Annotated in this window: 17 protein-coding genes; 10 read left to right on the top strand and 7 right to left on the bottom strand. The window is 74.0% G+C overall.

Translation table 11 applies throughout. The annotated features are described in order from the left end of the window. Nucleotides 1–28 precede the first annotated feature (28 nt). The gene (locus ACZ514_RS03765; protein WP_469124012.1) at nucleotides 29–1,684 is read left to right on the top strand and encodes a GMC oxidoreductase; all 1,656 of its coding nucleotides are present in this window, start codon (nucleotides 29–31) and stop codon (nucleotides 1,682–1,684) included. A gap of 72 nt (nucleotides 1,685–1,756) precedes the next feature. Here ACZ514_RS03765 and ACZ514_RS03760 read toward each other — a convergent pair whose 3' ends face one another. Both ACZ514_RS03760 and ACZ514_RS03755 read right to left on the bottom strand, forming a co-directional pair. Further along, entirely contained in the window at nucleotides 1,757–2,236 is a 480-nt protein-coding gene (locus tag ACZ514_RS03760; protein ID WP_468694729.1) for a carboxymuconolactone decarboxylase family protein, read from the bottom strand. Then, a complete protein-coding gene (locus tag ACZ514_RS03755; protein ID WP_469124011.1) occupies nucleotides 2,233–3,315 on the bottom strand; it encodes an NAD(P)H-dependent amine dehydrogenase family protein in 1,083 nt (360 codons plus the stop codon). The genes ACZ514_RS03760 and ACZ514_RS03755 overlap by 4 nt, the downstream gene beginning before the upstream one ends. Nucleotides 3,316–3,580: 265 nt before the next feature. Here ACZ514_RS03755 and ACZ514_RS03750 point away from each other — a divergent pair, with 265 nt between their 5' ends. The 5 genes from ACZ514_RS03750 (at nucleotide 3,581) to melC2 (ending at nucleotide 11,076) form a co-directional block, all read left to right on the top strand. Further along, entirely contained in the window at nucleotides 3,581–4,918 is a 1,338-nt protein-coding gene (locus ACZ514_RS03750; RefSeq protein ID WP_468163313.1) for a glycoside hydrolase family 18 protein, read from the top strand. A gap of 247 nt (nucleotides 4,919–5,165) precedes the next feature. Continuing rightward, nucleotides 5,166–6,854 (top strand): sigma-70 family RNA polymerase sigma factor, encoded by a 1,689-nt coding sequence (locus tag ACZ514_RS03745; RefSeq protein ID WP_468162525.1) that lies wholly within the window; start codon nucleotides 5,166–5,168, stop codon nucleotides 6,852–6,854. A 95-nt stretch (nucleotides 6,855–6,949) separates the two neighbouring features. Continuing rightward, a complete protein-coding gene (locus ACZ514_RS03740; RefSeq protein ID WP_469124010.1) occupies nucleotides 6,950–9,433 on the top strand; it encodes a helicase associated domain-containing protein in 2,484 nt (827 codons plus the stop codon). A gap of 408 nt (nucleotides 9,434–9,841) precedes the next feature. Beyond that, nucleotides 9,842–10,231, top strand: coding sequence for an apotyrosinase chaperone MelC1 (gene melC1 / locus ACZ514_RS03735; protein WP_468162530.1), 390 nt, complete (start codon nucleotides 9,842–9,844; stop codon nucleotides 10,229–10,231). Beyond that, nucleotides 10,231–11,076: a tyrosinase MelC2 gene (melC2, locus tag ACZ514_RS03730; RefSeq protein WP_469124009.1), complete on the top strand. Its 846-nt coding sequence runs from the start codon at nucleotides 10,231–10,233 to the stop codon at nucleotides 11,074–11,076. The genes melC1 and melC2 overlap by 1 nt, the downstream gene beginning before the upstream one ends. Here melC2 and ACZ514_RS03725 read toward each other — a convergent pair. Beyond that, nucleotides 11,034–11,732 carry a response regulator gene (locus ACZ514_RS03725; protein ID WP_468694740.1) on the bottom strand — a complete coding sequence of 233 codons (699 nt, stop codon included), beginning with the start codon at nucleotides 11,730–11,732 and terminating at the stop codon, nucleotides 11,034–11,036. The two genes, melC2 and ACZ514_RS03725, sit on opposite strands and share 43 nt — an antisense overlap. Continuing rightward, nucleotides 11,729–13,363 carry a sensor histidine kinase gene (locus ACZ514_RS03720; RefSeq protein WP_469124192.1) on the bottom strand — a complete coding sequence of 545 codons (1,635 nt, stop codon included), beginning with the start codon at nucleotides 13,361–13,363 and terminating at the stop codon, nucleotides 11,729–11,731. Before ACZ514_RS03720 ends, ACZ514_RS03725 begins: the two co-directional genes overlap by 4 nt. Before the next feature lie 157 nt (nucleotides 13,364–13,520). On the opposite strand from ACZ514_RS03720, the gene ACZ514_RS03715 reads away from it, so the two are divergent. Both ACZ514_RS03715 and ACZ514_RS03710 read left to right on the top strand, forming a co-directional pair. Continuing rightward, nucleotides 13,521–14,888: a cation:dicarboxylate symporter family transporter gene (locus ACZ514_RS03715; protein WP_468163317.1), complete on the top strand. Its 1,368-nt coding sequence runs from the start codon at nucleotides 13,521–13,523 to the stop codon at nucleotides 14,886–14,888. 282 nt (nucleotides 14,889–15,170) lie between these two features. Next, complete coding sequence (locus tag ACZ514_RS03710) at nucleotides 15,171–16,940, top strand: S8 family serine peptidase (RefSeq protein WP_468162536.1); 1,770 nt, start codon at nucleotides 15,171–15,173, stop codon at nucleotides 16,938–16,940. Between the two features lie 126 nt (nucleotides 16,941–17,066). Here the strand turns inward: ACZ514_RS03710 and ACZ514_RS03705 are convergent, their stop codons facing one another. Then, entirely contained in the window at nucleotides 17,067–18,176 is a 1,110-nt protein-coding gene (locus ACZ514_RS03705) for a hypothetical protein (RefSeq protein ID WP_469124008.1), read from the bottom strand. 216 nt (nucleotides 18,177–18,392) lie between these two features. On the opposite strand from ACZ514_RS03705, the gene ACZ514_RS03700 reads away from it, so the two are divergent. After that, complete coding sequence (locus ACZ514_RS03700) at nucleotides 18,393–19,217, top strand: peptidoglycan recognition protein family protein (protein ID WP_468694743.1); 825 nt, start codon at nucleotides 18,393–18,395, stop codon at nucleotides 19,215–19,217. A gap of 22 nt (nucleotides 19,218–19,239) precedes the next feature. Here ACZ514_RS03700 and ACZ514_RS03695 read toward each other — a convergent pair whose 3' ends face one another. Further along, on the bottom strand, nucleotides 19,240–19,923 hold the full coding sequence (locus ACZ514_RS03695; protein WP_468162542.1) for a (2Fe-2S)-binding protein: 684 nt from the start codon (nucleotides 19,921–19,923) through the stop codon (nucleotides 19,240–19,242). Between the two features lie 81 nt (nucleotides 19,924–20,004). Then, entirely contained in the window at nucleotides 20,005–20,811 is an 807-nt protein-coding gene (locus ACZ514_RS03690; protein ID WP_468162544.1) for an alpha/beta fold hydrolase, read from the bottom strand. Nucleotides 20,812–20,951: 140 nt separating this feature from the next. Here ACZ514_RS03690 and ACZ514_RS03685 point away from each other — a divergent pair, with 140 nt between their 5' ends. Then, entirely contained in the window at nucleotides 20,952–21,638 is a 687-nt protein-coding gene (locus ACZ514_RS03685) for a GNAT family N-acetyltransferase (RefSeq protein ID WP_467884924.1), read from the top strand. Nucleotides 21,639–21,840: the final 202 nt, after the last annotated feature.

Here is a 21,840-nt window from a genome sequence, read left to right as displayed (position 1 = left end):
CCACTCCGTCGAGAGTGAGGAACGTCACATGAGTGACAAGAGCCTGAACAACACGGTGTCCAGAGGTATCTCCCGCCGCGGATTCATCGCTGGAACTGGTTCTATTCTCGGAGCGGCCGCCCTCGCGGTCAACACGGCCCCCGCCCATGCCGAACCGGCCATGGCCGCCGCCCCCGCCGCCACGCCCCTCCCCTCCGGTGCGCACGTCCCGGTCCTCGTGGTGGGCACCGGCTACGGCGGATCCGTCGCCGCGCTGCGGCTCGCCCAGGCCGGTGTCCCGGTGCACATGGCCGAGATGGGGATGGCCTGGGACACCCCCGGCACCGACGGGAAGATCTTCGCCAACACCACCAGGCCCGACTACCGTTCGTACTGGCTGCGCACCAGGACCAAGGCGCCGCTCAGCAACTTCCTCGGCTTCCCCATCGACAAGGACGTCCCCCGCCACACGGGCATCCTCGACGCCGAGGAGATGGGCGGGATCACCGTCTACCAGGGCCGTGGCGTCGGCGGCGGCTCGCTGGTCAACGGCGGTATGGCCGTGACCCCCCGGCGGCAGAACTTCGCCGCCGTCCTTCCCTCGGTGGACGCCGAGGAGATGTACCGCACCTACTACCCGCGGGCCAACGCCGGGCTCGGGGTGGGGCTCATCGACCCGGAGTGGTTCGACACGGTCGACTGCTACCAGTACGCCCGCGTCGGCCGCAAGCACGCCCAGCGCGCCGGCTTCCCCTTCGTCTTCGTCCCCGACGTCTACGACTGGGACTACATGAAGCAGGAGGTGGCCGGCACCGTTCCCAGGTCGGCCGTCGACGGGGAGATCCTCTACGGCAACAACGCGGGCAAGAAGTCCCTCCAGCAGACCTATCTGGCCGCCGCCAGGGCGACCGGGAGGGTCACCATCTCGCCCCTGCACCGGGTCACCACCGTCTCCCCCTCGGATGGTGGCGGCTACACGGTCGTCATGGAGCAGCTCGGCACCACCGGGGACGTCGTCGCCACCAAGACGGTCACCGCCGACCGGGTGTTCTTCGCGGCCGGCAGTGTCGGGACCAGCAAGCTGCTCGTCCGGCTGAAGGCCACGGGCGCCCTGCCGCACCTGAACGACGAGGTGGGCAGGGGCTGGGGCGACAACGGGAACGTCATGTGCGGCCGCGCGAACCACATGTGGGACCCCACGGGGAAGGTGCAGGCCTCCATCCCCTGCGGCGGCATCGACAACTGGGACGCGGGCGGCGCCTTCGCCGAGGTGGCGCCGCTGCCGACGGGGATCGAGACGTACGCCTCCTTCTACCTCTCCATCACCAGGAACCCGCACCGCGCGCGGTTCTCGTGGAACGCGGCGGCGGGGAAGGTCGAGCTGGACTGGCAGACGGCCTGGAAGCAGCCGTCCATCGACATGGCCAGGACCATCTTCGACCGGATCAACGCCAAGGAGGGGACGATCTACCGTACCGACCTCTTCGGCACCAACAAGGTCTGGGGCGACCACCTCACGTACCACCCGCTGGGCGGTGCGGTGCTGGACAAGGCCACCGACAACTACGGCCGGCTGCACGGGCACCCGGGCCTGTACGTCATCGACGGAGCGCTGATCCCCGGCAACACCAGCGTCAACCCGTTCGTGACGATCACGGCCCTCGCCGAGCGGAACATCGAGCAGATCATCGCGACGGACCTCTGAGGAGGCCGTCCCCCGGGGCCGTCCGGATCCACCGGGCGGCCCCGGGCCGTGCGGCGGCCGGGGCGTCACCCTTCAGCCGCCCGGCAGCACGCAGACGCTGTCGAGGCCCAGTACGTGGTTGAGCCGGCCGAAGGCGAGCCAGGAGCCGATGCTCATGCTCAGCTCCACGATCTCCAGCTGGCTGTAGTGCGCGGTCATCCGCCCCCAGAACTCCTCGTCGAGGTTGTGGTGGTCCAGGGCGTAGCGCTCGGCGTATTCGGCGGCGAGGCGGGTGCGGTCGTCGAAGGCCTTCGTGGTGCGCCATGCGGTGACGGCGTCGGCGAACTCCTCCTCGACCTTCTGCCCGTCCCGCTCGGTGCGCCAGTCGAGGCAGAAGACGCACCCGTTGATCTGCGCGATGCGCAGCCGGGCCGCCTCGAACTCGCGCAGGCCCAGGGTGGTGTGGGCGTAGACGGAGAGGGAGAAGTTGGCGGCGGCCGTGCCGATGCCGGGGACCATGTCGCCCCAGACGTACTCGATCGGGTGCTGTCCCTCGGGGACGTCGATCCTCATGGCTGTTTCCTTCCGAGTCTGCCGACTGCGGGCCGCAGCGGGACGTCGAGGGCGTCGTAGAGCCCGGGTTCCGCGGCCACGAGCCAGTCGATGGCTCCCACCAGCCGCCCGACGGCGGTGGCGTTGCCGCCCGCCGAGCGGTTGTCGCCCTCGTCGGTGGCCTCGACGGTCACCTCGATGCGCGGGCGGCCCTCGATGACCACCCGGTGGGCTCCGGTGCCGCCGTCGGGCGGGGTGGGCCAGTCGGGGGCGCAGGAGGCGTGGATGCGGGTGACGTGTTCGATGACGATGCGGGGTTCTCCGCCGACGATGCCCTGGACCTCGAAGCGGATGGCGCCCTGGGTCCCCGCCTCGAACGCGCCCATGGACGGGGTGCTCACCGTGGTGTCGAGGGCGCGGCGGTCGGAGGTCTCGCGTATCTCGTCGAGTTCGGCGCCGAGGGCGCGGGCCATCATCCGGATCTGGCCGCCCCAGACCATGGTCGGGACGGAGGGCATGAGCATCATCGGCTCGTAGTCCATCGGGTGGCCCATGCCGACGAGGTGGCGTACGGAGTCCGGCTGGTCGTACGTGGAGTAGTCGAAGATCTCCTGGCAGCGGATCGCGTCGACGGTGGTGCCCAGGCCGCTGAGCAGCAGCGGGAGTACGTCGTTGCCCCAGCCGGGGTCGACGCCCGAGGCGAAGAACGAGCCGCCGCCCGCGGCGATCGCGGCCAGCACCGGGTCCCGGAACTCCGGCGGGGCGCCGCGGTGGTCGTAGAGCGGGTAGAGGGCCGGGCTGACCACGGCCGCGCCGGCCGTGACGGCGCGGGTGATGTCGGCGAGGGCGCCGTCGGGGCGGATGTCGCCGGACGCGGCGTAGACGACGGCGGCCGGGCGGGCGGTGAGCACCGCCTCGACGTCGGCGGTGGCCGCCACCCCCAGCCGGCGGCCGAGTCCGGCGAGTTCGCCGGCGTCCCGGCCGGCCTTGGCGGGGTCGTGGACGATGACCGCCATGAGTTCGAGCGCCGGGTGGGCGTCGACGGCGCGGATCGCCGCGCGGCCGACGTTGCCGGTGCCCCAGACCACCGTGGGAATCATGCGCGGAGGGTAGCGAGGGCGCGCGGAGGTGCCCAGCGTCGTGAAGGAGGTTTTTCGGACGGTCGTGCGCAGGGCGGGGGCAGGGGGCGGGGGCCGGGTGCCGACGCCCCCTTGACCCGAGCTGGTCCAGACCAATACGTTCCCGGGTGGGACGGGCGCCGCCGGTGCAGGGCCGCCAGGTCCCCGCACGGCTCAGGAGCACCACTCCCCGCATCCGCAAAGGAAGCCCATGCGCCCCATGCGTCTCGTGCACCCCATGCGTGCCATGCGCCGCGGCACCTTCGGCCGGCTGGCCGTCGCCGCCTGCTCCCTGACGCTGCTGGCCGCCTTCGCGCCCGCCGCGCCCGCCACGGCCGCCGGAGACCGGGACGGAGCGATCGGGCACGACCGCGCGTACCGCAAGGTCGGCTACTTCACCCAATGGGGCGTCTACGGGCGGGACTTCCAGGTCAAGGACCTCGACACGAGCGGCACGGCCGGAAAACTCACGCACGTCGACTACGCCTTCGGCAACATCGGCGCCGACGGCCGGTGCTTCACCGGCAACGTGCCCGGCGAGGCCGACGCCTGGGCCGACTACGCGCGCCCGCTGGACGCAGCCGGTTCCGTGGACGGCGTGGCCGACACGGCGGAGCAGCCGCTGGCCGGGAACTTCAACCAGTTGAAGGAGCTCAAGGCCAAGCACCCCGGCCTGAAGGTGCTGATCTCGCTGGGCGGCTGGAGCTGGTCCACCCACTTCTCGGACGCGGCCCTCACCCCCGCCTCCCGCGAGGCGCTCGTGCGCTCCTGCGTCGACCTCTACCTCAAGGGCGACCTCCCCCGGGACGGCGCCCGGGGCGGCCCCGGCGCCGCGGCCGGGGTCTTCGACGGCATCGACCTGGACTGGGAGTGGCCGGGCTCGGCGGGCGACACCGACACGGTGTTCCGGCCGGAGGACCGGCGCAACTTCACGGAACTGGTGCGCGAGTTCCGCACCCAGCTCGACGCCTACGGACGCGAGCGGAAGCGCGCGTACGAGCTGACGGCCTTCGTCCCGGCCTCCCCCGCCAAGATCGACGCGGGCTTCGACGTCCGCCGCGTCATGCGCGACCTCGACTTCGTCACGCTCCAGGGCTACGACTTCCACGTGTCCGGGGAGAGGACCACCGCCCAGCAGTCCGCGCTGTACGCCCCGGGCGACTTCAGCGTGGACGCCACCGTGGAGTCGTGGCTGCGGCGCGGGGCGCCCGCGCGCAAGCTGGTGGTCGGCATGCCGTTCTACGGGCAGGGCTGGACCGGGGTCACCGGCGGCGGGGACGGCATGGGCCGGCCGGCCGCGGGCCCGGCGCCGGCGAAGTGGGCGGCCGGGTACGAGGACTACGAGGAGCTGCGGAAGCTGGCCGCCTCCGGCACCTTCCAGGTGCACCGCGACCGGCGCGGCGGCCACGCCTGGCTCTTCGACGGCACCACCCTGTGGACGTACGACGACCCGCGGGTGCTGCGGACGAAGGCCCGGTACGTCCGCGAACGGGGCCTGGGCGGTGCCATGTTCTGGTCCCTGGACGCCGACACCGCGGACGGCGAGCTGACCACCGCCGTCGACGAGGGCCTGCGCGGCCGCTGAACCGGCGCCGCCGGGCCGAGAGCCCCGCCCGGCCCGGCGGCGGCCCCACCACGTACCCGTCCCCGGCCGTCACCGCGCCTCGCGGAGCGCCCGCGGGGACCGTGGTGACCACCTCGGCCGGTCCGCCCCGCCAGAGGGGACCAGCTCGCGCGGAAAAGATTCTTCCGGATAACCGTTATCCGGGTCCCACTCGACGGTCTCCCAGTTATCGGGCAACATCGACCGCCGGTACGGACAGGGACTTCACATGAGTACACAGCACACGGCAGAGCTGGTGGCAGCGGCCCGCGCGGGCGATCCCCGCGCGCAGGACGAGCTCGTCAGCACCCACCTGCCGCTCGTCTACAACATCGTCGGGCGCGCGCTGAACGGCTCCCACGACGTGGACGACGTGGTGCAGGACACCATGCTGCGGGCGCTCGACGGGCTGGGCGGGCTGCGGGCGGACGAGAGCTTCCGGTCCTGGCTGGTGGCCATCGCGATGAACCGCGTACGGGCGCACTGGCAGGCCCGCAGCGGCGGTCCGGGGCAGAGCGGGCTGGAGGCCGCCCAGGACGTCGCCGATCCCGGCGCCGACTTCGCCGACCTGACGGTCGTACGGCTCCACCTGTCGGGGCAGCGCCGCGAGACGGCCCGCGCCACGCGCTGGCTGGAGCGTGAGGACCGGGCGCTGCTGTCGCTGTGGTGGCTGGAGTGCGCCGGTGAGCTGACCCGGGCCGACGTGGCCGCCGCCCTGGAGCTGACCCCGCAGCACACGGCGGTGCGCGTGCAGCGGATGAAGGCGCAGCTGGAGTCGGCCCGGGTGGTGGAGCGGGCGCTGGAGGCGCAGCCGCCCTGCGAGGGGCTGCGGGCGATGACGGGCACCTGGGACGGCCTGCCCTCCGCGCTGTGGCGCAAGCGAATAGCCCGGCACGCCCGTGAGTGCCTGCGCTGCTCGGGCCTGTGGAACGGACTGGTGCCGGCGGAGGGGCTGCTGGCGGGGCTGGCGCTGGTCCCGGTCGCGGCGGCGCTCCTGGAGGGCGTACGGTCCACCGTGGCCGCCGGCTACGCCCCGGCCGGCGCGGCCTTCGCCGACGCGGCGACGCAGCTCTCGCCGGTGGTGTCGGGCCCGGGCCGCGCCGCCCGGCGCAAGGGCGGGGACTCCGCCGCCGGCCCGGACGGCCCCGACGGCCCGGCCGGCCGCGCGGCGCAGCGCAAGCGGCGCCAGAACCGGCGCCGGGCCATCGGCGGGGCGGTGGTCGCCGCGTGCGTCGCGGGCGGCGGCCTGGTGTACCTGGGCCAGTTGCCCGGTTCGCGGGACACGGGCGCGGGCGGTGCGTCGTCCCCCTCCCCGCTGGCGGCCCTCTCCGCGCCGGACTCCGCCGCGCCGCAGCCGTCCGCCTCCGCCACGGGCTCCCCCTCGGCCTCCGTCTCCGCGTCGGCCTCGCCGTCCCCCTCGGCCTCCGCTCCGGCCTCCCCGTCGGCCTCCGCGAGCGCCGCGCGGACCTCGGCGGCTCCCGCGCCGGCGAAGAGCACGGCGAAGCCCCCGGCTCCGCCCGCCCCCGGGCCGGCTCCCGCGGGGGTGGCGGGGCAGGTCATCTCCCTGGTCAACTCCGAGCGCGCGGCGGCCGGCTGCGGTCCGCTGCGGGAGGACGCGCAGCTGCGCGACGCCGCCCAGGGGCACTCCGACGACATGGCGCGGCGGGACTTCTTCTCGCACACCAACCCCGACGGCGCCGACCCGGGCGCGCGGACGACGGCCGCCGGGTACCGGTGGTCGACGTACGGGGAGAACATCGCCAAGGGGCAGCAGACCGCGCAGGCGGTGATGGACTCCTGGATGAAGAGCCCGGGCCACCGCGCCAACATCCTCAACTGTTCCTTCAAGGACATCGGCGTGGGCATCCACTCCGGTTCCGGCGGGCCCTGGTGGACGCAGAACTTCGGCGCCCGCTGATCCTGCCGGTGCCGCTTCCTCCTCTTTGACTCAGAACCGGGGCAAGATAGACCCTGGAGTCGAACGGGCAGATCACAGCGGGCAGGGTGAGGTGCATGGCCAAGCAGGAGCTGCGCCCTCATCAGCGCGAGGCCGTCGACGCCGTCGTGCGCGCGCTGCAGCTGCCCGCCACCGGCCGGGTGCCCGAGCGGGGCCTGCGCACGCAGGTGATCATGGCCACCGGGTCCGGCAAGTCCCTGGTGGCCGTGCGCTCGGCCGAGGAGCTGCGGGCCGGCCGGGTCCTCGTCCTGGTCCCCTCGCTCGATCTGCTCGTGCAGACCGTCGCCGCCTGGCGGGAGGGGGGCCGTACCGGCCGGGCGCTCGCGGTGTGCTCGCTGCGCGGGGAGGACGTGGGGGTGCCCACGACGACCTCCCCGGCGCAGCTGGCCCGGTGGGGCTCGCGGCCGGTGGAGCGCGTGACGGTGTTCGCCACGTACGCCTCGCTGGGTCTGGGCACCATCGAGCGGGCGCACCTGGGCGGACTGCCGCCCTGGGACCTGGTCGTGGTCGACGAGGCGCACCGTACGTCCGGCCGGATCGGCAAGCCCTGGGCGGTGGTGCACGACAACGCGCGGATCCCCTCGGTCCGGCGGCTGTACATGACGGCCACGCCCCGGGTGTGGCGCGACGGCGAGGAGGGCGAGGAGGAGACCGAGGAGGCGGAGGAGAGCGAGGAGACGGGCGCGTACGCGGCGGAGACGGCCGGCGGCGCGGAGCCGCGGGGCCGGGGCGGGCTCGTCGCGTCCATGGAGGACGATCCGCAGGGGCCGTTCGGCTCCCGCTGTTACACGCTGTCGCTGTCGGAGGCCATCGACCGGGGCATCTGCGCCCCGTACCGGGTGGTGTGCGTGGACGTCAGCGATCCCGGTTTCCAGGCGGCGGTGCTGCTCGGCGCCGACGGCCGTTCCGACCGGGTGCGCGGGATGCGGCTCGCGGCGCTCCAGGCGGCGCTGGTGAAGGCGGCCGCGGACCAGGGCTTCCGGCGGACGCTGGTGTTCCACCACCTGACCAAGGAGGCCGAGGCGTTCGCGGCGGGGCTTCCGGCGGTCGCGGACCGGCTGCGGACGGCGAGCCGGTCGGCGCTTCCGGCGTATCCGCGTACGGTCTGGGCGGACTGGCTGTGCGGGCAGCACACGGCGGCGCACCGGCGGCGGGTGCTGGAGGCGTTCGCCGCCGACCGGGTCGCGGACAAGGCGTTCCTGGGCAGCGTGCGCGTGCTGGGCGAGGGGGTGGACACCAAGGAGTGCGACTCCGTCTTCTGGGCGGACGTACGCGGTTCCATGCCGGACCTGGTGCAGGCGGTGGGCCGGGCGCTGCGGATGCGGCCGGGCGAGGGCAAGGTGGCCTCCCTGGTGGTGCCGGTGCTGCTGGGGCCCGGCGAGTCACCGGAGTCGATGCTGACGTCACGGGCGTACGGGGACCTCGCGCGGCTCCTGGAGGCGCTGAGGGCGCACGACTCGAGGCTGGTGGAGGCCCTGGCCCAGCCGCAGGTGCCGGGCGCGGCGGCGAAGGCCCCGACGGCGGGCGGGTCCGGCACGGGTCCCGGGGCGGCGGCCCGGGCGCTGCTGAGCTTCTCCGTGCCCCGGGATCCGGCGCTGCTGGCGGCGTTCATCCGGCTGCGCGTGCTCAATCCGGAGCACAGGCAGTGGCGGCGCGGGGTGGAGGCGGCGCGGGTCTACGCGGCGTCGGCCGGGGACCTGAAGGTGCCGTTCGCCTTCCGGGTGCCGGAGGGCGGCGACGCGTGGCCGGCGGCGCTGGCGGGTTTCCCGCTCGGCCAGTGGATCGCGGACGCGCGGCGTACGTACCGCAGGGGCGCCCTGGGCCGGGAGCGGACGCGGGAGCTGGAGGAACTCGGCATGGTGTGGAGCCATTTCGACGTGGCCTTCGAGGAGGGGCTCGCCGCGGCCCGCGCGTGGGCGGCCGAGCACGGGCACCTGCTGCCGCCGGTGGAGGCGACCTGGCACGGGATGCCGGTCGGGGTGTGGATGAAGAACAACCGGGCCGCCGCCCGGCGGGAGGGGCCGGGCGCGCTGCCCCAGGAGCGCCGGGAGGCGCTGGACGAGATCGACCCGTCGTGGTGCCCGGCCTGGGACATCGGCTGGCAGCGGGCGTTCCGGCTGACCCGCGCCCATCTGGACGCGGGCGGCGCCGTCCCGTCCGGTCCGGGCTCCGTGGTGGTCCAGGGCGAGGACCTGGGGGTGTGGGTGCGGAGCCAGCGGCTGGGGTGGGAGCGCCTGGCCTGGGCGCAGCGGTGGCTGCTGGAGCACGCGCTGGGGCTGACGCCGGCCACCGAGGCGGAGCGCCCGCCGCCGCGGCGCAGTCACGCCGCCGCCTGGGCGGGGCACCTGGAGGCGGCCCGGCGGTTCCACGCCCGCGAGGGGCACCTGCGGGTGCCGCGTACGCACGTGGAGCCGGTCGGGGGGCAGGAGCTGCGGCTGGGCGCGTGGATCGCCAACCAGCGTTCCCGGGCGGCGAAGCTGTCCCCGGAGCGGGTGGCCGCGCTGACGGCGCTGGGGATGCGCTGGCCGGCCTCGGGCTGAGCGCCGCCGGGCCGGGGTCCGGGTGGCGGAGGGGCGGCGCCGCCAGGTGCGGTCGCGGGCAGCGCGTCCGGGCGTCCCGGGCGCGGTGTCCTCGGTCCGGCGAGGAACCGCGTGCGGACCACAGGGGCGTACCACCGTGCGGCGCGGCTCCAGGAACCCTCGAAGACCGGTCGTGCGGGGCGCTTTCCGGCACGGCTTCCGGCCGAGTCCGCGATGTGACCCCGCGCATAGGAGCCCCGCCGGACAGAAAAAATTACTGTCGAGTAGTATTCATTCCGCAGATCTTCCCGTCCGGGCCACTGGAGCCGGTCCGGACGGGAAGATCGCCCAATTGGTTCTATGCAGAACTTGTCCGTCGATGTCCGGATAGCGGTCAACTGTCGTACGGGCCCTGGTACTTCTTCGGCCATGAACAAGATCACCCGCCGGCAGGCCCTGGGCACCACCGCCGGCGCACTCACCGTCCTCGGCATCGCGGGCGCCACCGCGCACGCCGCCGCCACCGACTCCCGTGCCGCCGCCACCCCGGCCGGCACCGTCGACGAGGTGTACATGGGCCGCCGCATCCAGATATCCCCCGCGACCGGCGGCGGTCACCACGGAGGCCACCACGGCGCCGGCCTGCCCACCGTCCGGATAGACGGCCGCGAGCTCCACGTCATGCGCAACGCCGACGGCACCTGGATCAGCGTCGTCAACCACTACGAGACGTACGCCGACCCCACCTCGCTGGCCCGCGCCGCCGTGCGCGAACTCCAGGGCTCGCAGCTCGCCCCGATGCGGATGGGCGGCATCTGATGACCGTGCGCAAGAACCAGGCCACGCTGACCGCCGAGGAGAAGCGCGCCTTCACCAACGCGCTGCTGGAACTGAAGCGGACCGGCCGCTACGACCGCTTCGTCACCACCCACAACGGCTTCATCATGGGCGACACCGACTCGGGCGACCGGGTGGGGCACCGCTCCCCCTCCTTCCTCCCCTGGCACCGCCGCTTTCTGCTCGAGTTCGAGGCGGCTCTTCAAGCGGTGGACAAGAGCGTCTCGCTCCCGTACTGGGACTGGACCGCCGACCGCACCGCCCGTTCCTCCCTCTGGGCCGCCGACTTCCTCGGCGGCACCGGCCGCGCCCGCGACGGGCAGGTCATGGACGGCCCCTTCGCCTACGCCACGGGCAAGTGGGAGATAGCGGTACGCGTCGACGGCCGTTCCTACCTGCGCCGCGCGCTGGGCGAGGGGGTCGCCCAGCTGCCGACGCGGGCCGAGGTGGACGCCGTGCTGGCCATGCCGGTCTACGACGCGGCCCCCTGGAACAGCTCGTCGAACGGGTTCCGCAACCACCTCGAGGGGTGGCGCGGCGCCAACCTCCACAACCGGGTGCACGTGTGGGTCGGCGGTCAGATGGCCACCGGCGTCTCCCCCAACGACCCCGTCTTCTGGATGCACCACGCCTTCGTGGACAAGCTCTGGGCCGACTGGCAGGCGAGGCACCCCGACTCGCCCTACCTGCCGGCCGCAGGCACCCCGAACGTGATCGACCTGCGCGACACCATGCGGCCCTGGAACGACGTCACCCCGGCGGACCTGCTCGACCACCGGAAGTTCTACACGTTCGACACCGAACCGGCGGCCGCCAGCCAGCGGTAGTGCAGTTCGGGGCGGCCGACCTGGCCGTACCGGGGCGTACGGTCCGCGCGGCCGGTGTCCACCAGGTGTTCCAGGTACCTGCGGGCGGTGATCCTGGAGGTCCCGGCCGCCCCGGCCGCCGCCGCGGCGGTCAGCCCCTCGGGCGCCGCCCGCAGCAGCGCCGCGACCCGGTCCAGGGTCGGGGCGCTGAGCCCTTTCGGCAGCTGGGCCGAAGCGGGCGCGCGCAGGGCGGCGAGGGCCCGGTCCACGTCGTCCTGGCCCGCCGCCTCGCCCGCGGCCGCGCGGAACTCCGCGTAGCGCAGCAGCCGTTCCCGCAGGGTGGGGAAGGCGAAGGGCTTGAGCACGTACTGCACGACGCCGAGCGAGACGCTCTCGCGGACCATGGCCAGGTCCCGCGCGGAGGTCACCGCGATCACGTCGGCGGGGTGCCCGGCCGCCCGCAGCCCCCGCGCGAAGCGCAGCCCGTGGCCGTCGGGCAGGGTGAGGTCGAGCAGCAGCAGGTCGACCCGGGTGCGCTCCAGCACCCGGGTGGCCTCGGCCAGGGAGTGGACGGCGGCCACGGCGGTGAAGCCGGGCACCCGGCCGACGTAGAGCGCGTGGGCGTCGGCGGCGACGGGGTCGTCCTCGACGACGAGGACGCGGACGGGCCCGCTCACCGCGCACCGCCCCGTGCCGCGGGTTCCGTGCCGTGGCCGGGCCGCGGGCCCGGCGGGGTGCCGCCCGTGCCCGCCCGCCCGGGGCCCGGGGCCGCCGGGGGCACCGGCAGGCGCGCCGTGAACGCCGCTCCGCCGCCCGGGGCGCCGCCCGCCTCGACCGAGCCGCCGTGCCGGTGGGCGACCTGGCGCACCAGTGCCAGGCCCAGGCCCCGCCCCTCCCCCTTGCCCGACCAGCCGCGCCGGAAGACGTCCACCCCCTCGGGCAGGCCGGGCCCGTTGTCCGCGACCCGCAGCAGCAGCCCGTCCGGGTCCCGGCGCACGGTGACGGTGATCCGCCCGCCGGGCACTCCCGTCAGGGCGTCGAGGGCGTTGTCGACCAGGTTCCCGAGCACCGTCACCAGGTCGCGGGCGGGCGGCACTCCCGGGCCCGCCTCGATCGCCCCGCATTCGGGGGTGACGACCAGCTCGATGCCGCGTTCGTGCGCCTGCGCGGCCTTGCCGAGCAGCAGGGCGACCAGCACCGGCTCGCCGACGGCGGTGACGACCTCGTCGGTCAGGGCCTGGGCCAGCTCCAGCTCCGCGGTGGCGAAGTCCACCGCCTCCTCGCTGCGGCCCAGCTCGATCAGGGAGACGACGGTGTGGAGCCGGTTGGCCGCCTCGTGGGCCTGGGAACGCAGTGCCTGGGTGAACCCGCGCTCGTGGTCCAGCTCCCCGGTGAGCGCCAGGAGTTCGGTGTGGTCCCGCAGGGTGACGACGGTGCCGCGGCGGCCGCCGCCGGCCACCGGCGAGCTGTTGACGACGAGCACCCGCTCGGCCGTCAGGTGCACCTCGTCGACGCGGGGCCGGTCGGCGAGCAGCGCCCCGGTGAGCGGGGCGGGCAGGCCCAGGCCGGCGACGCCGGTGCCGGTGACCTTCCCGGACAGGCCGAGCAGCTCGCGGCCCGCGTCGTTGATGAGGGTGATCCTGCGGTGGCCGTCGAGCATCAGCAGCCCCTCCCGGACCCCGTGCAGGGCCGCCTGGTGGTAGTCGTACATCCGGCTCAGCTCGGCGGCGTTCATGCCGTGGGTGTGGCGGCGCAGCCGGGCGTTGACCACGTACGTACCCACCGCGCCGAGGGCCAGTGCCCCGGCCGCCACCCAGGCGAGCGCGGTGAGCTGCTCCGCGAGGCGGGCGCTGATGGCACGGACGGTGATCCCCGCGCTGACCAGGCCGATGACGGCGCCGTCCGCGTCCCTGAGCGGGGTGACGACGCGGATGGAGGGGCCGAGGGTGCCGGTGTACGTCTCACTGAACGTCGCGCCGCGCAGGGCCGGGGCGGTGTTGCCGAGGAAGCGCTCGCCGATGCGGCGCGGGTCGGGGTGGGTCCAGCGCCTGCCGTCCGGGGCCATGATCGTCACGAAGTCCACGCCGGAGTCGGTGCGCACGCGCTCGGCGTAGGGCTGGAGGACGGTGGAGGGGTCCGCTCCGCCCGTGCCGGCGCTTACGGCCTCGCGTACGGAGGGCGAGTCGGCGACGGCCCGGGCCACCGCCCCGGCCTGCCTCCGGGCGGCGTCCTCGGCCTGCTCGCGGGCGCTCGCGTACGCGAAGACCGCGCAGCCGGCGACGACGAGCGCGACCAGCAGGACCTGCATGGCGAAGAGCTGGCCGGCGAGGCTGCGGGGCGGCCGGGGGAAGCGGAACATGACGCTCAGTGTGCCCCGGCCCGTGAACTCAATGAACGCAAGGGTGACCGGGGTCACAGGCTGGGCGATGGTCTCCCGGAACGACCCCACCACCAGGAGACGCGACATGGCCGCCGGACGCGACAGAACCCACTACCTCTACATGGCGGTGATCGCCGCGGTGCTGCTCGGCATCGCCGTCGGCTTCGCCGCGCCCGGCGTGGCCGTGGAGCTCAAGCCGCTGGGCACGGGCTTCGTCAACCTCATCAAGATGATGATCTCACCCGTGATCTTCTGCACGATCGTGCTGGGGATCGGCTCCGTCCGCAAGGCCGCCAAGGTCGGCGCGGTGGGCGGGCTGGCCCTCGGGTACTTCATGGTGATGTCCACGGTGGCGCTGGCCATCGGCCTGCTCGTGGGGAACCTGCTGGAGCCGGGCAGCGGACTGCACCTGACCGAGGCCGCGGCGCGGGCCGGCGAGGCGCAGGCCAAGGCGGGCGGGGCGGAGAGCACCCAGGAGTTCCTGCTGGGGATCATCCCGACCACCCTGGTCTCCGCCTTCACCGGCGGCGAGGTGCTGCAGACGCTGCTGGTGGCGCTGCTGTGCGGGTTCGCCCTCCAGGCGATGGGCCGGGCCGGCGAACCGCTGCTGCGCGGGATCGGGCACGTGCAGAAGCTGGTGTTCCGGGTGCTGGCGATGATCATGTGGGCGGCGCCCGTCGGCGCCTTCGGGGCGATCGCGGCCGTGGTCGGGGCGACCGGGCTGGACGCGCTGAAGTCCCTCGCGGTCATCATGATCGGCTTCTACACGACCTGCCTGCTCTTCGTCTTCGTGGTGCTGGGCACCCTGCTGCGGGTCTGTACGGGCGTCAGCGTGTTCGCACTGCTGCGCTACCTGGGCCGGGAGTTCCTGCTGATCCTGTCGACCTCCTCCTCGGAGTCGGCGCTGCCCCGGCTGATCGCGAAGATGGAGCACCTGGGCGTCTCCCGGCCGGTCACCGGCATCACCGTGCCGACGGGTTACTCCTTCAACCTGGACGGGACCGCCATCTACCTGACGATGTCCTCCCTCTTCGTCGCGGAGGCCATGGGCAAGCCGCTGGCCCTGGGCGAGCAGATCTCGCTGCTGCTCTTCATGATCGTGGCCTCGAAGGGCGCGGCCGGGGTGACCGGCGCCGGTCTCGCCACCCTGGCGGGCGGCCTCCAGTCGCACCGGCCCGAACTGGTCGACGGGGTGGGCCTGATCGTCGGAATCGACCGCTTCATGAGCGAGGCGCGGGCCCTGACGAACTTCGCGGGCAACGCCGTCGCGACCGTCCTGATCGGGACGTGGACCAAGGAGTTCGACCGCGGGCGGGCCGCCGAGGTCCTCGCGGGCCGGATGCCCTTCGACGAGGCCACGCTGGTGGACGACGGGCACGCGCCGGCCGCCGAAGCCGCCCCGCCGGCCGTGCCCGGCCCCGCGGCGGGCACCAAGGACGGTGTGCCGGCCTGACCGGCTCACCCGCGACGGCCGGCCGGGCCGGGCTCACCCCCACGGTGCCCGGCCCGGCCGGCCCCCGCGTCAAACCCCAACGAACGTCCGCGAACCGTCACTTTCGGCCATGTGATCTTCAACTCTGCCGCCGGGAAAGGTACTTCCCTACGGGGCGGCGCGTCTGACATCTTGCGTCCACCACTCGTTTCGTACGGCCCGGCAGGTGCCACCAGCACCACCGGGCCGTCATCGGAGGACGCATTGATACCCCACATATCCAGCCGACCTCGACGTGCGCTCGTGCTGGCGGCAGCCCTGGGCGCCGCCCTCACCTTCGGAGCCCCCGCCGCGCTCGCCGGCACCGCTCCCGTCGGTCCCTCCGGCTCCCCGGCCGCCGCTCCCGCGGCGGCCCCCAAGGCTGCGGCCCCGGCTTCCCAGAGTGCGACCTGGGCCGCCGGCACCCGTGCCTACCTCGTGATCACCGCCCCCGGTGACAGCTCGGCGGTGCGCTCGGCCGTGACCGCCAACGGCGGCACGGTCTTCGCGTCCTACGACGCGATCGGCGTGATCGTCGCCCACTCGGCCTCCAGCGGCTTCGCCACGGCGATGCGCGCGGTCACCGGCGTCCAGAAGGTCGGCGCGACCCGTACCTCGGACGTCCCGGCGGACGCCTACAACCCGGCGCTGCCCGCCAACCCGTCCCAGTCGACGACCCCGACCGGCGAGCCGGTCCGCGCCGACATGAGCCAGATCAAGGCGGACCAGGCCTGGGCCGTCAACGCGGGTTCCGCCGCCGTGAAGGTCGGCATCCTCGACACCGGTGTCGACGACCAGCACCAGGACCTGGCGCCCAACTTCAACGCCGCCGACTCGGTCTCCTGCGCCTACGGAAAGACCGACACCCGCGCCGGCGCCTGGCGCGACGTCGGCGACCACGGCACGCACGTCGCCGGCACGGTGGCCGCCTCCAAGAACGGCAAGGGCGTCATCGGCGTGGCCCCGAACGTGAAGATCTCCTCGGTGCGCATCGCCGAGCCGAACACCTCGCTGTTCTTCGCCGAGAACACCATCTGCGGGTTCGTGTGGGCCGGTGACCACGGCTTCAAGGTCACCAACAACAGCTACTACACCGACCCGTGGCAGTTCAACTGCCCGGACAACCTCGACCAGGCCGCCATCATCGAGGGCGTCAACCGCGCCCAGGCGTACGCCGAGGGCAAGGGTTCGCTCCAGATCGCCGCCGCGGGCAACGAGAACTACGACCTCGCCCACAAGACGACCGACACGGCGAGCCCCAACGACTCGACCCCGGTCACGCGCACCATCACCAACGCCTGCGTCGACATCCCGACCGAACTCCCCGGCGTGGTCACGGTCGCGGCGAACGGCACCGGCACCACCAAGGCCTCGTTCTCCAACTTCGGCCAGGGCGTCATCGACGTCGCGGCCCCCGGCCAGGACGTCTACTCCACCCTCCCGGGCGGCAAGTACGGCTCCAAGAGCGGCACGTCGATGGCCAGCCCGCACGTGACGGGTGTCGCCGCGCTGATGGTGAGCGCCAACCCGGCCCTCACCCCCGCGCAGATCCGCGACCGGCTGGCCCTCCAGGCCAACGACATCCCCTGCCCGTCGGACAGCCGCTGCACCGGGACCACGGCCAACAACGCCTTCTTCGGCGAGGGCCAGGTCGACGCGCTGAAGGCGGTCGGCGGCTCCACGCCTCCGGCCGGCAAGTACTTCGAGAACACCGCGGACTTCGCCATCGGCGACAACACCACGGTCGAGAGCCCGATCACCGTCTCCGGCGTGACCGGCAACGCCCCTGCCACCCTGAAGGTCGGCGTGAACATCGCGCACACCTACATCGGTGACCTGAAGGTCGACCTCGTCGCCCCGGACGGCACCGTCTACACGGTCCACAACCGGGCCGGCGGCAGCGCGGACAACATCAACCAGACCTACACCGTCAACGCCTCCTCCGAGGTCGCGAACGGCACCTGGAAGCTGCGCGTCAACGACAACGCCGGCGGCGACACCGGCAAGATCGACTCCTGGAACCTGACCTTCTAGGAACGGTCCTCCGGAACGGCCCGTACGCGACGGGTCCGCCGGCAGACCGGCCGGGCACGACGTCGCGGGGCCGCTGCGGGGCCATCGGGGAGCGGGCGACCGCCCCCCGGTGGCCCCGCGCCGGTTTCACGCCCGCGCGGCCGCCGCCGGGACCAGCCGGTGCATGACCGCCACCGGAACGGCCGGGTTGCGGGCGGCGTCCTCGGCACCGTGGTCGTCCAGGAGCAGGGGGACCAGGGCGTGCGGCGGCAGGGCCGGGTTCTGCCGGGCCCGGCAGCGGACCCCGGAGTCGGCGTCGGCCGCCAGCCGGACCGCCGACGCGGGTGACAGGCGGGGGTCGGCCGCGGCCCGGCCCCGCACCAGCGGGTCGGGATCACGGGCGAACCGTTCGACGAGGCCGGTGTCCGACGCCGGATCGTCGAGGGCGAGCACACGCAGGCGCGGCGCGGGGTCCGAGGCGAAGCGCAGGAGGTCGCGGGGGAAGTTGGGGTGGCTCCGGGGCCCGGGGAAGGAGAAACCGCCCTGCCACCAGCTCCACACCTCCAGCAGCAGCTCCGCCGGGGCGTCCTCGCAGGACTCCGCGAGGAACAGGCGCACGACCCGGTCCTCGTCCCGGGCGAGGCGCTCCAGGACGTCGGGCGGCAGGTGCGGGGCGCGGGCCACGCTGCGGCGGATCCACAGGTTCGGCGACGCGGCGAGACGGCGCATCGCATCGGGGTCGTCGTGGAGGGCCCCGACCCACCACAGCGCGTACGTCCGGTGGCCGGGGGTGATGTCGGGGACTCCGGCGGCCATCGCTTCGATCTCGGCCGGGCCGCCGGGGGGCCGGGAGCCGGAGTCCGGTGCCCGTTCCACGCCGGTACGCCACCGGCCCTGCCGGTACGCGGCCTGCTCCGCGGCCAGCTCCGCCAGGGCATCGCGCAGTGCCGCGCCCTCGGTGGCGGCGAGGAGCCGGGTCCACTGCCCGGGCGAGAGCCTCCCCGATTCCGCGGCCGCGACGCGCACGGTCCTCGAGGGGTGGACGGCCGCCGCGTCCAGCACTCCGGGCGGGAGGTCGTCGCGGTACAGGAAGTGCGTGGCGGGCGGCTCCGCGTCCAGAAGGGCGATCAGTACCCGGGCGGGTGCGGCCCGGTTGTACCCGAGACCTCGCAGCCAGGCCCTGGCGGTGGACGGGGAGGGACGCGGGTCCTCGAACAGCGGGGCCCAGGCATCCCGGTCGGCATCGGTCTCGGTCACCCGCCGCATTGAACAGGCAGATGACCGGAAAGGCCATGTGTGGCGGCGGGGGGCGGCCGCGCCTCGTCCCCTTCCCCTGCCGGGCCGCCGGCGGGCAACCGCGTCCGCGTGCACCGTTCGGCCGGTTCCGCGGCCCGGCGCACGGAGCGCCTGCGTGCCCCGCACGGCCCGGGCCCCTTCTATGGATGCCTATCCCCCACCGGAACAGGCTGATCCATGACATCCACACCTCCTGCCCGGCTCTCCCGCCGGGACCTGGTCTCCGCGGCGCTCGCGCTCGGAGCCGTCACCGCCCTGCCCTCCGCCACCGCCTCAGCGGCCCAGCTCTCCCCCGGCCGCGGGACGTTCGGGGGCCGGAACGGCTCCACGGTGCCGCGGATCACCGACTGCGCGGGCTGGGGGGCGCGGGAGGCGTCCGAGCCCGTGGTGGTCCTCGACTCGCGTCCCGAGCGGATCATCGTGCACCACACGGCCACGGCCAACGTCACGGACTACTCGCGGGAGCGGGCCCACCGGCTGGCCCGCGCCGTCCAGACGTACCACATGGACATGCAGGGCTGGATCGACACCGGTCAGCACTTCACCATCAGCCGGGGCGCCTTCACGATGGAGGGCCGCCACGGCAGCCTGGCCGCGCTGACGACCGGGAACCGGCTGGTGCGGGCCGCCCACTGCGTGGGCCAGAACAGTGTGGCCATCGGCATCGAGAACGAGGGCACCTACACGACCGAGGAACCCCCGGCGGCGCAGTTCTCCGCCCTGGCGGACCTGTGCGCCCACGTCTGCCGCCAGTACGAGGTGCCCGCCTCCGAGATCTACGGTCACCGGGACTTCAACAGCACCGCCTGCCCCGGTGACAGGCTCTACTCGATGCTGCCGGAGCTGCGCGAGGCCGTGGGCCGCAGGCTCGGCGAGACCCAGCCCGTGCCGCTGCCGCGCTGGCCCGTGGGCCTGCCGCCCGGCTGGAAGCCGGACACGGCGTCCCCCACCGGTACGGAGTACCTGCCCGAAGGTCTGCTCGACCAGTTGCGGACCCGCTGACGCCGCGGCCCGGCGGCGGGGCCTACCGGGTCCGCAGTACGCAGTCCCCGCAGAGTCCGCCGCCGGGCACCCGGTAGTAGAGGCAGCAACTGCGCCGTACGAAGGCCACGCCCAGACCGGGCTCGTGGACGAAGGTGCCGGTGCCGGCGAGGGGCCCGCCGTCGGCGAGGAGGGCCGCGGCCAGCTCCACGGCCACCGCGCCGGGCCCGGGCGGGACCCGGTCGAGCAGGACGCGCAGGGCGCCGGTCAGCCCGGAGGCGGCGTTGCCCCGCAGCACCTTCGCCGAGACCCCGTACCGCTCCCGCAGGGCGGCGTCCAGCGGGGCGAGGTTGCCGAGGACGCTCTCCCCGAGGGCGCGGGCGGGCAGGTCCCCGGGATCCGGCAGCCACAGTTCCAGCGAGCCGCCGTCGGGCAGCCGCCACCACACGCGGCCGGGGTCCAGGTCCGGCAGGCGCCCGGACAGGGCGGCGCAGCCGAGGCCCAGCGACCACAGCCGGGAGGCGATCCCGAACTGGGCGGTGGAGGCCGCGACCCTCCCCGGTCCGCTCCGGATCCTGCGGCCCACCTCGGTGACGTAGGGCCCGAGCGGCTCCCCGTACAGCTCGGCGAGCGGCCGGAAGCCCGGCGCGGGCGGCGGTCCGCCGCAGGGGGCGGTGAAGAAGGGCCCGACGGCGGCCAGCCCGCGCAGTACGTCGTCCATGTCCATCCCCGGATGATCTCAGGCGGCGTCCGCCGCCGGGACCCGGGTCCGGGCCGACCGCCCGGGCGGCGGGGGCCGACCCGTGGGTCAGAGGCCGGTGAGGAACTCCAGCAGGACCCGGTTGAAGGCCTCCGGCCGTTCCACTCCCGGCAGGTGCCCGGCCCCCTCGATCACGGCGAGCCGGGCGTGCGGCACGAGCGCGCACATGGCCTCGGCCTCGGTGACCGGGGTGTAGACGTCGTCCGCGCCGACCAGCACCAGGCAGGGGACGTCCTCGGGCAGGGCGGCGAGCACGGGCCGGTAGTCGGGCCGCTCGGCCCGTCCGCGCAGGGCCGCCGCCGCTCCCCGCGGGTCGGTGGCGCGCATCATGGCACTGACCCGGGCGGCGGTCTCCGGCTGGCCGGTGACGTTGTAGGGCGCCAGCATCTTGTCGATGACCTCTTCGGTGTACGGACGCATACCCTCCGCGAGGAGCCGCTCGGCGAGCTCCCGGCGGGACTTCCTGCCGTCCTCGGACTCCGGGACGGGCGAGGTGTCGGAGAGCACGAGGGCCCTCACCAGACCCGGGTGGCGCAACCGGAGCTCGAGCGCGATCTGCCCGCCCATGGAAACTCCTCCGACGACCGCCTGTTCGATACCCAGGCGCCCGAGCAGGGCGGCCAGGTCGTCGGCGAGGTCCGCGAGCAGGATCTTGTCGCCGGCCGCCGGGTTCTCCCCGTATCCGCGCAGGTCAGGGGCTATGACCCGGTAACCGGCAGCGGTCAGGGCCGCCGCCTGGGGAGCCCACATGGACCGGTTGAACGGGTGCCCGTGGACCAGCAGGACGGCCTCCGCGCCGCGGGTGCCGAAGTCATCGCAAAACGATGCCGCGCCATTGCCAAATTGGGGGTTCATGAGAGGACTTTAAGGGGCTACATTGAGCCACTCGCGTTCACCTGACCGCTCGTTGCCTTTCACCCGCGTTTTGCGCGGGGGGCGACGTCAGGAGCGCACACTGTGCAACCACCCCACCGCCCAGAAGGACCGAAGGCTCCGTGCCCGTACCCGTACTCCTCGCCGGCCGCTCCGTGCGGCTCGAGCCCCTCGCCCCCCAGCACACCGAGGCCCTGGCCGAGGCCGGGGCCGAGGATCGTACGACTTACGCCTTCACTCCCGTGCCGCACGGGTTGCAGGCGTCCCACGAGTACATCGACCGTGCCCTCTCCGATCAGGCAGCGGGTCGATCGCTCGCGTTCGCCGTCGTCAGAGCCACTGACGGCCGGGTGGTCGGTTCGACCCGGTTCCTGGACCTCGACTACTGGCAGGGTCCGCTGGTGTGGCCCGCCGTTCCCGGGGTGCCCTTCGGTGATCCGGCGACGGCGATCCCCGATGCCGCCGAGATCGGGAACACCTGGCTGTCCCCGGGCGCCCAGGGCACCGGCATCAACACGGAGGCGAAGCTGCTCATGCTGCGCCACGCCTTCGAGACCTGGGGCGTGCGGCGGATCTCGCTGCGCGCGGACGCCCGCAACGGGCGTTCCCGCGCCGCGATGGAACGCCTCGGCTTCACCTGCGAGGGGGTCCGCCGGGCCCATTCGCGGGGGCTGGACGGGGCGGTGCGCAGTACGGCCTTCTACTCGGTCCTGGACGAGGAGTGGCCCACCGTCCGCTCGGTCATCGAGCTGCGGCTCTCCAGCGCCGCTCCCCGCCGCCGCCCGCGCCGGACGCTGATCCCGGCGTAACGGTCCTGCTGCCGCCGCGTTCCCGCGCGTCCCTCGCCCCGCTCCTCCCCCGGTGACCAGCCGGGGCAGGGCGGGGCGAGCGCGTTTCCCGCACCGGGGCCGGGTCCGGCGCGGCACACCGTACCCACCGGCACGCGCATGATCCACGGATGCTTGGATGACGGGAAGGGACCACCGGGGCCACCGTGGGTGACGGGTAATG

It is taken from the genome of Streptomyces sp. NPDC034086 (genome assembly GCF_055575515.1).
This window is presented reverse-complemented; position numbering and strand designations above follow the sequence as displayed.

Bases quoted from the DNA above. Each gene is read 5' to 3' on its own strand.
- ACZ514_RS03765 (WP_469124012.1), top strand. From the start codon at position 29: ATGAGTGACAAGAGCCTGAACAACACGGTGTCCAGAGGTATCTCCCGC.
- ACZ514_RS03760 (WP_468694729.1), bottom strand. From the start codon at position 2,236: ATGAGGATCGACGTCCCCGAGGGACAGCACCCGATCGAGTACGTCTGG.
- ACZ514_RS03755 (WP_469124011.1), bottom strand. From the start codon at position 3,315: ATGATTCCCACGGTGGTCTGGGGCACCGGCAACGTCGGCCGCGCGGCG.
- ACZ514_RS03750 (WP_468163313.1), top strand. From the start codon at position 3,581: ATGCGCCGCGGCACCTTCGGCCGGCTGGCCGTCGCCGCCTGCTCCCTG.
- ACZ514_RS03745 (WP_468162525.1), top strand. From the start codon at position 5,166: ATGAGTACACAGCACACGGCAGAGCTGGTGGCAGCGGCCCGCGCGGGC.
- ACZ514_RS03740 (WP_469124010.1), top strand. From the start codon at position 6,950: ATGGCCAAGCAGGAGCTGCGCCCTCATCAGCGCGAGGCCGTCGACGCC.
- melC1 (WP_468162530.1), top strand. From the start codon at position 9,842: ATGAACAAGATCACCCGCCGGCAGGCCCTGGGCACCACCGCCGGCGCA.
- melC2 (WP_469124009.1), top strand. From the start codon at position 10,231: ATGACCGTGCGCAAGAACCAGGCCACGCTGACCGCCGAGGAGAAGCGC.
- ACZ514_RS03720 (WP_469124192.1), bottom strand. From the start codon at position 13,363: ATGCAGGTCCTGCTGGTCGCGCTCGTCGTCGCCGGCTGCGCGGTCTTC.
- ACZ514_RS03715 (WP_468163317.1), top strand. From the start codon at position 13,521: ATGGCCGCCGGACGCGACAGAACCCACTACCTCTACATGGCGGTGATC.
- ACZ514_RS03700 (WP_468694743.1), top strand. From the start codon at position 18,393: ATGACATCCACACCTCCTGCCCGGCTCTCCCGCCGGGACCTGGTCTCC.
- ACZ514_RS03695 (WP_468162542.1), bottom strand. From the start codon at position 19,923: ATGGACATGGACGACGTACTGCGCGGGCTGGCCGCCGTCGGGCCCTTC.
- ACZ514_RS03690 (WP_468162544.1), bottom strand. From the start codon at position 20,811: ATGAACCCCCAATTTGGCAATGGCGCGGCATCGTTTTGCGATGACTTC.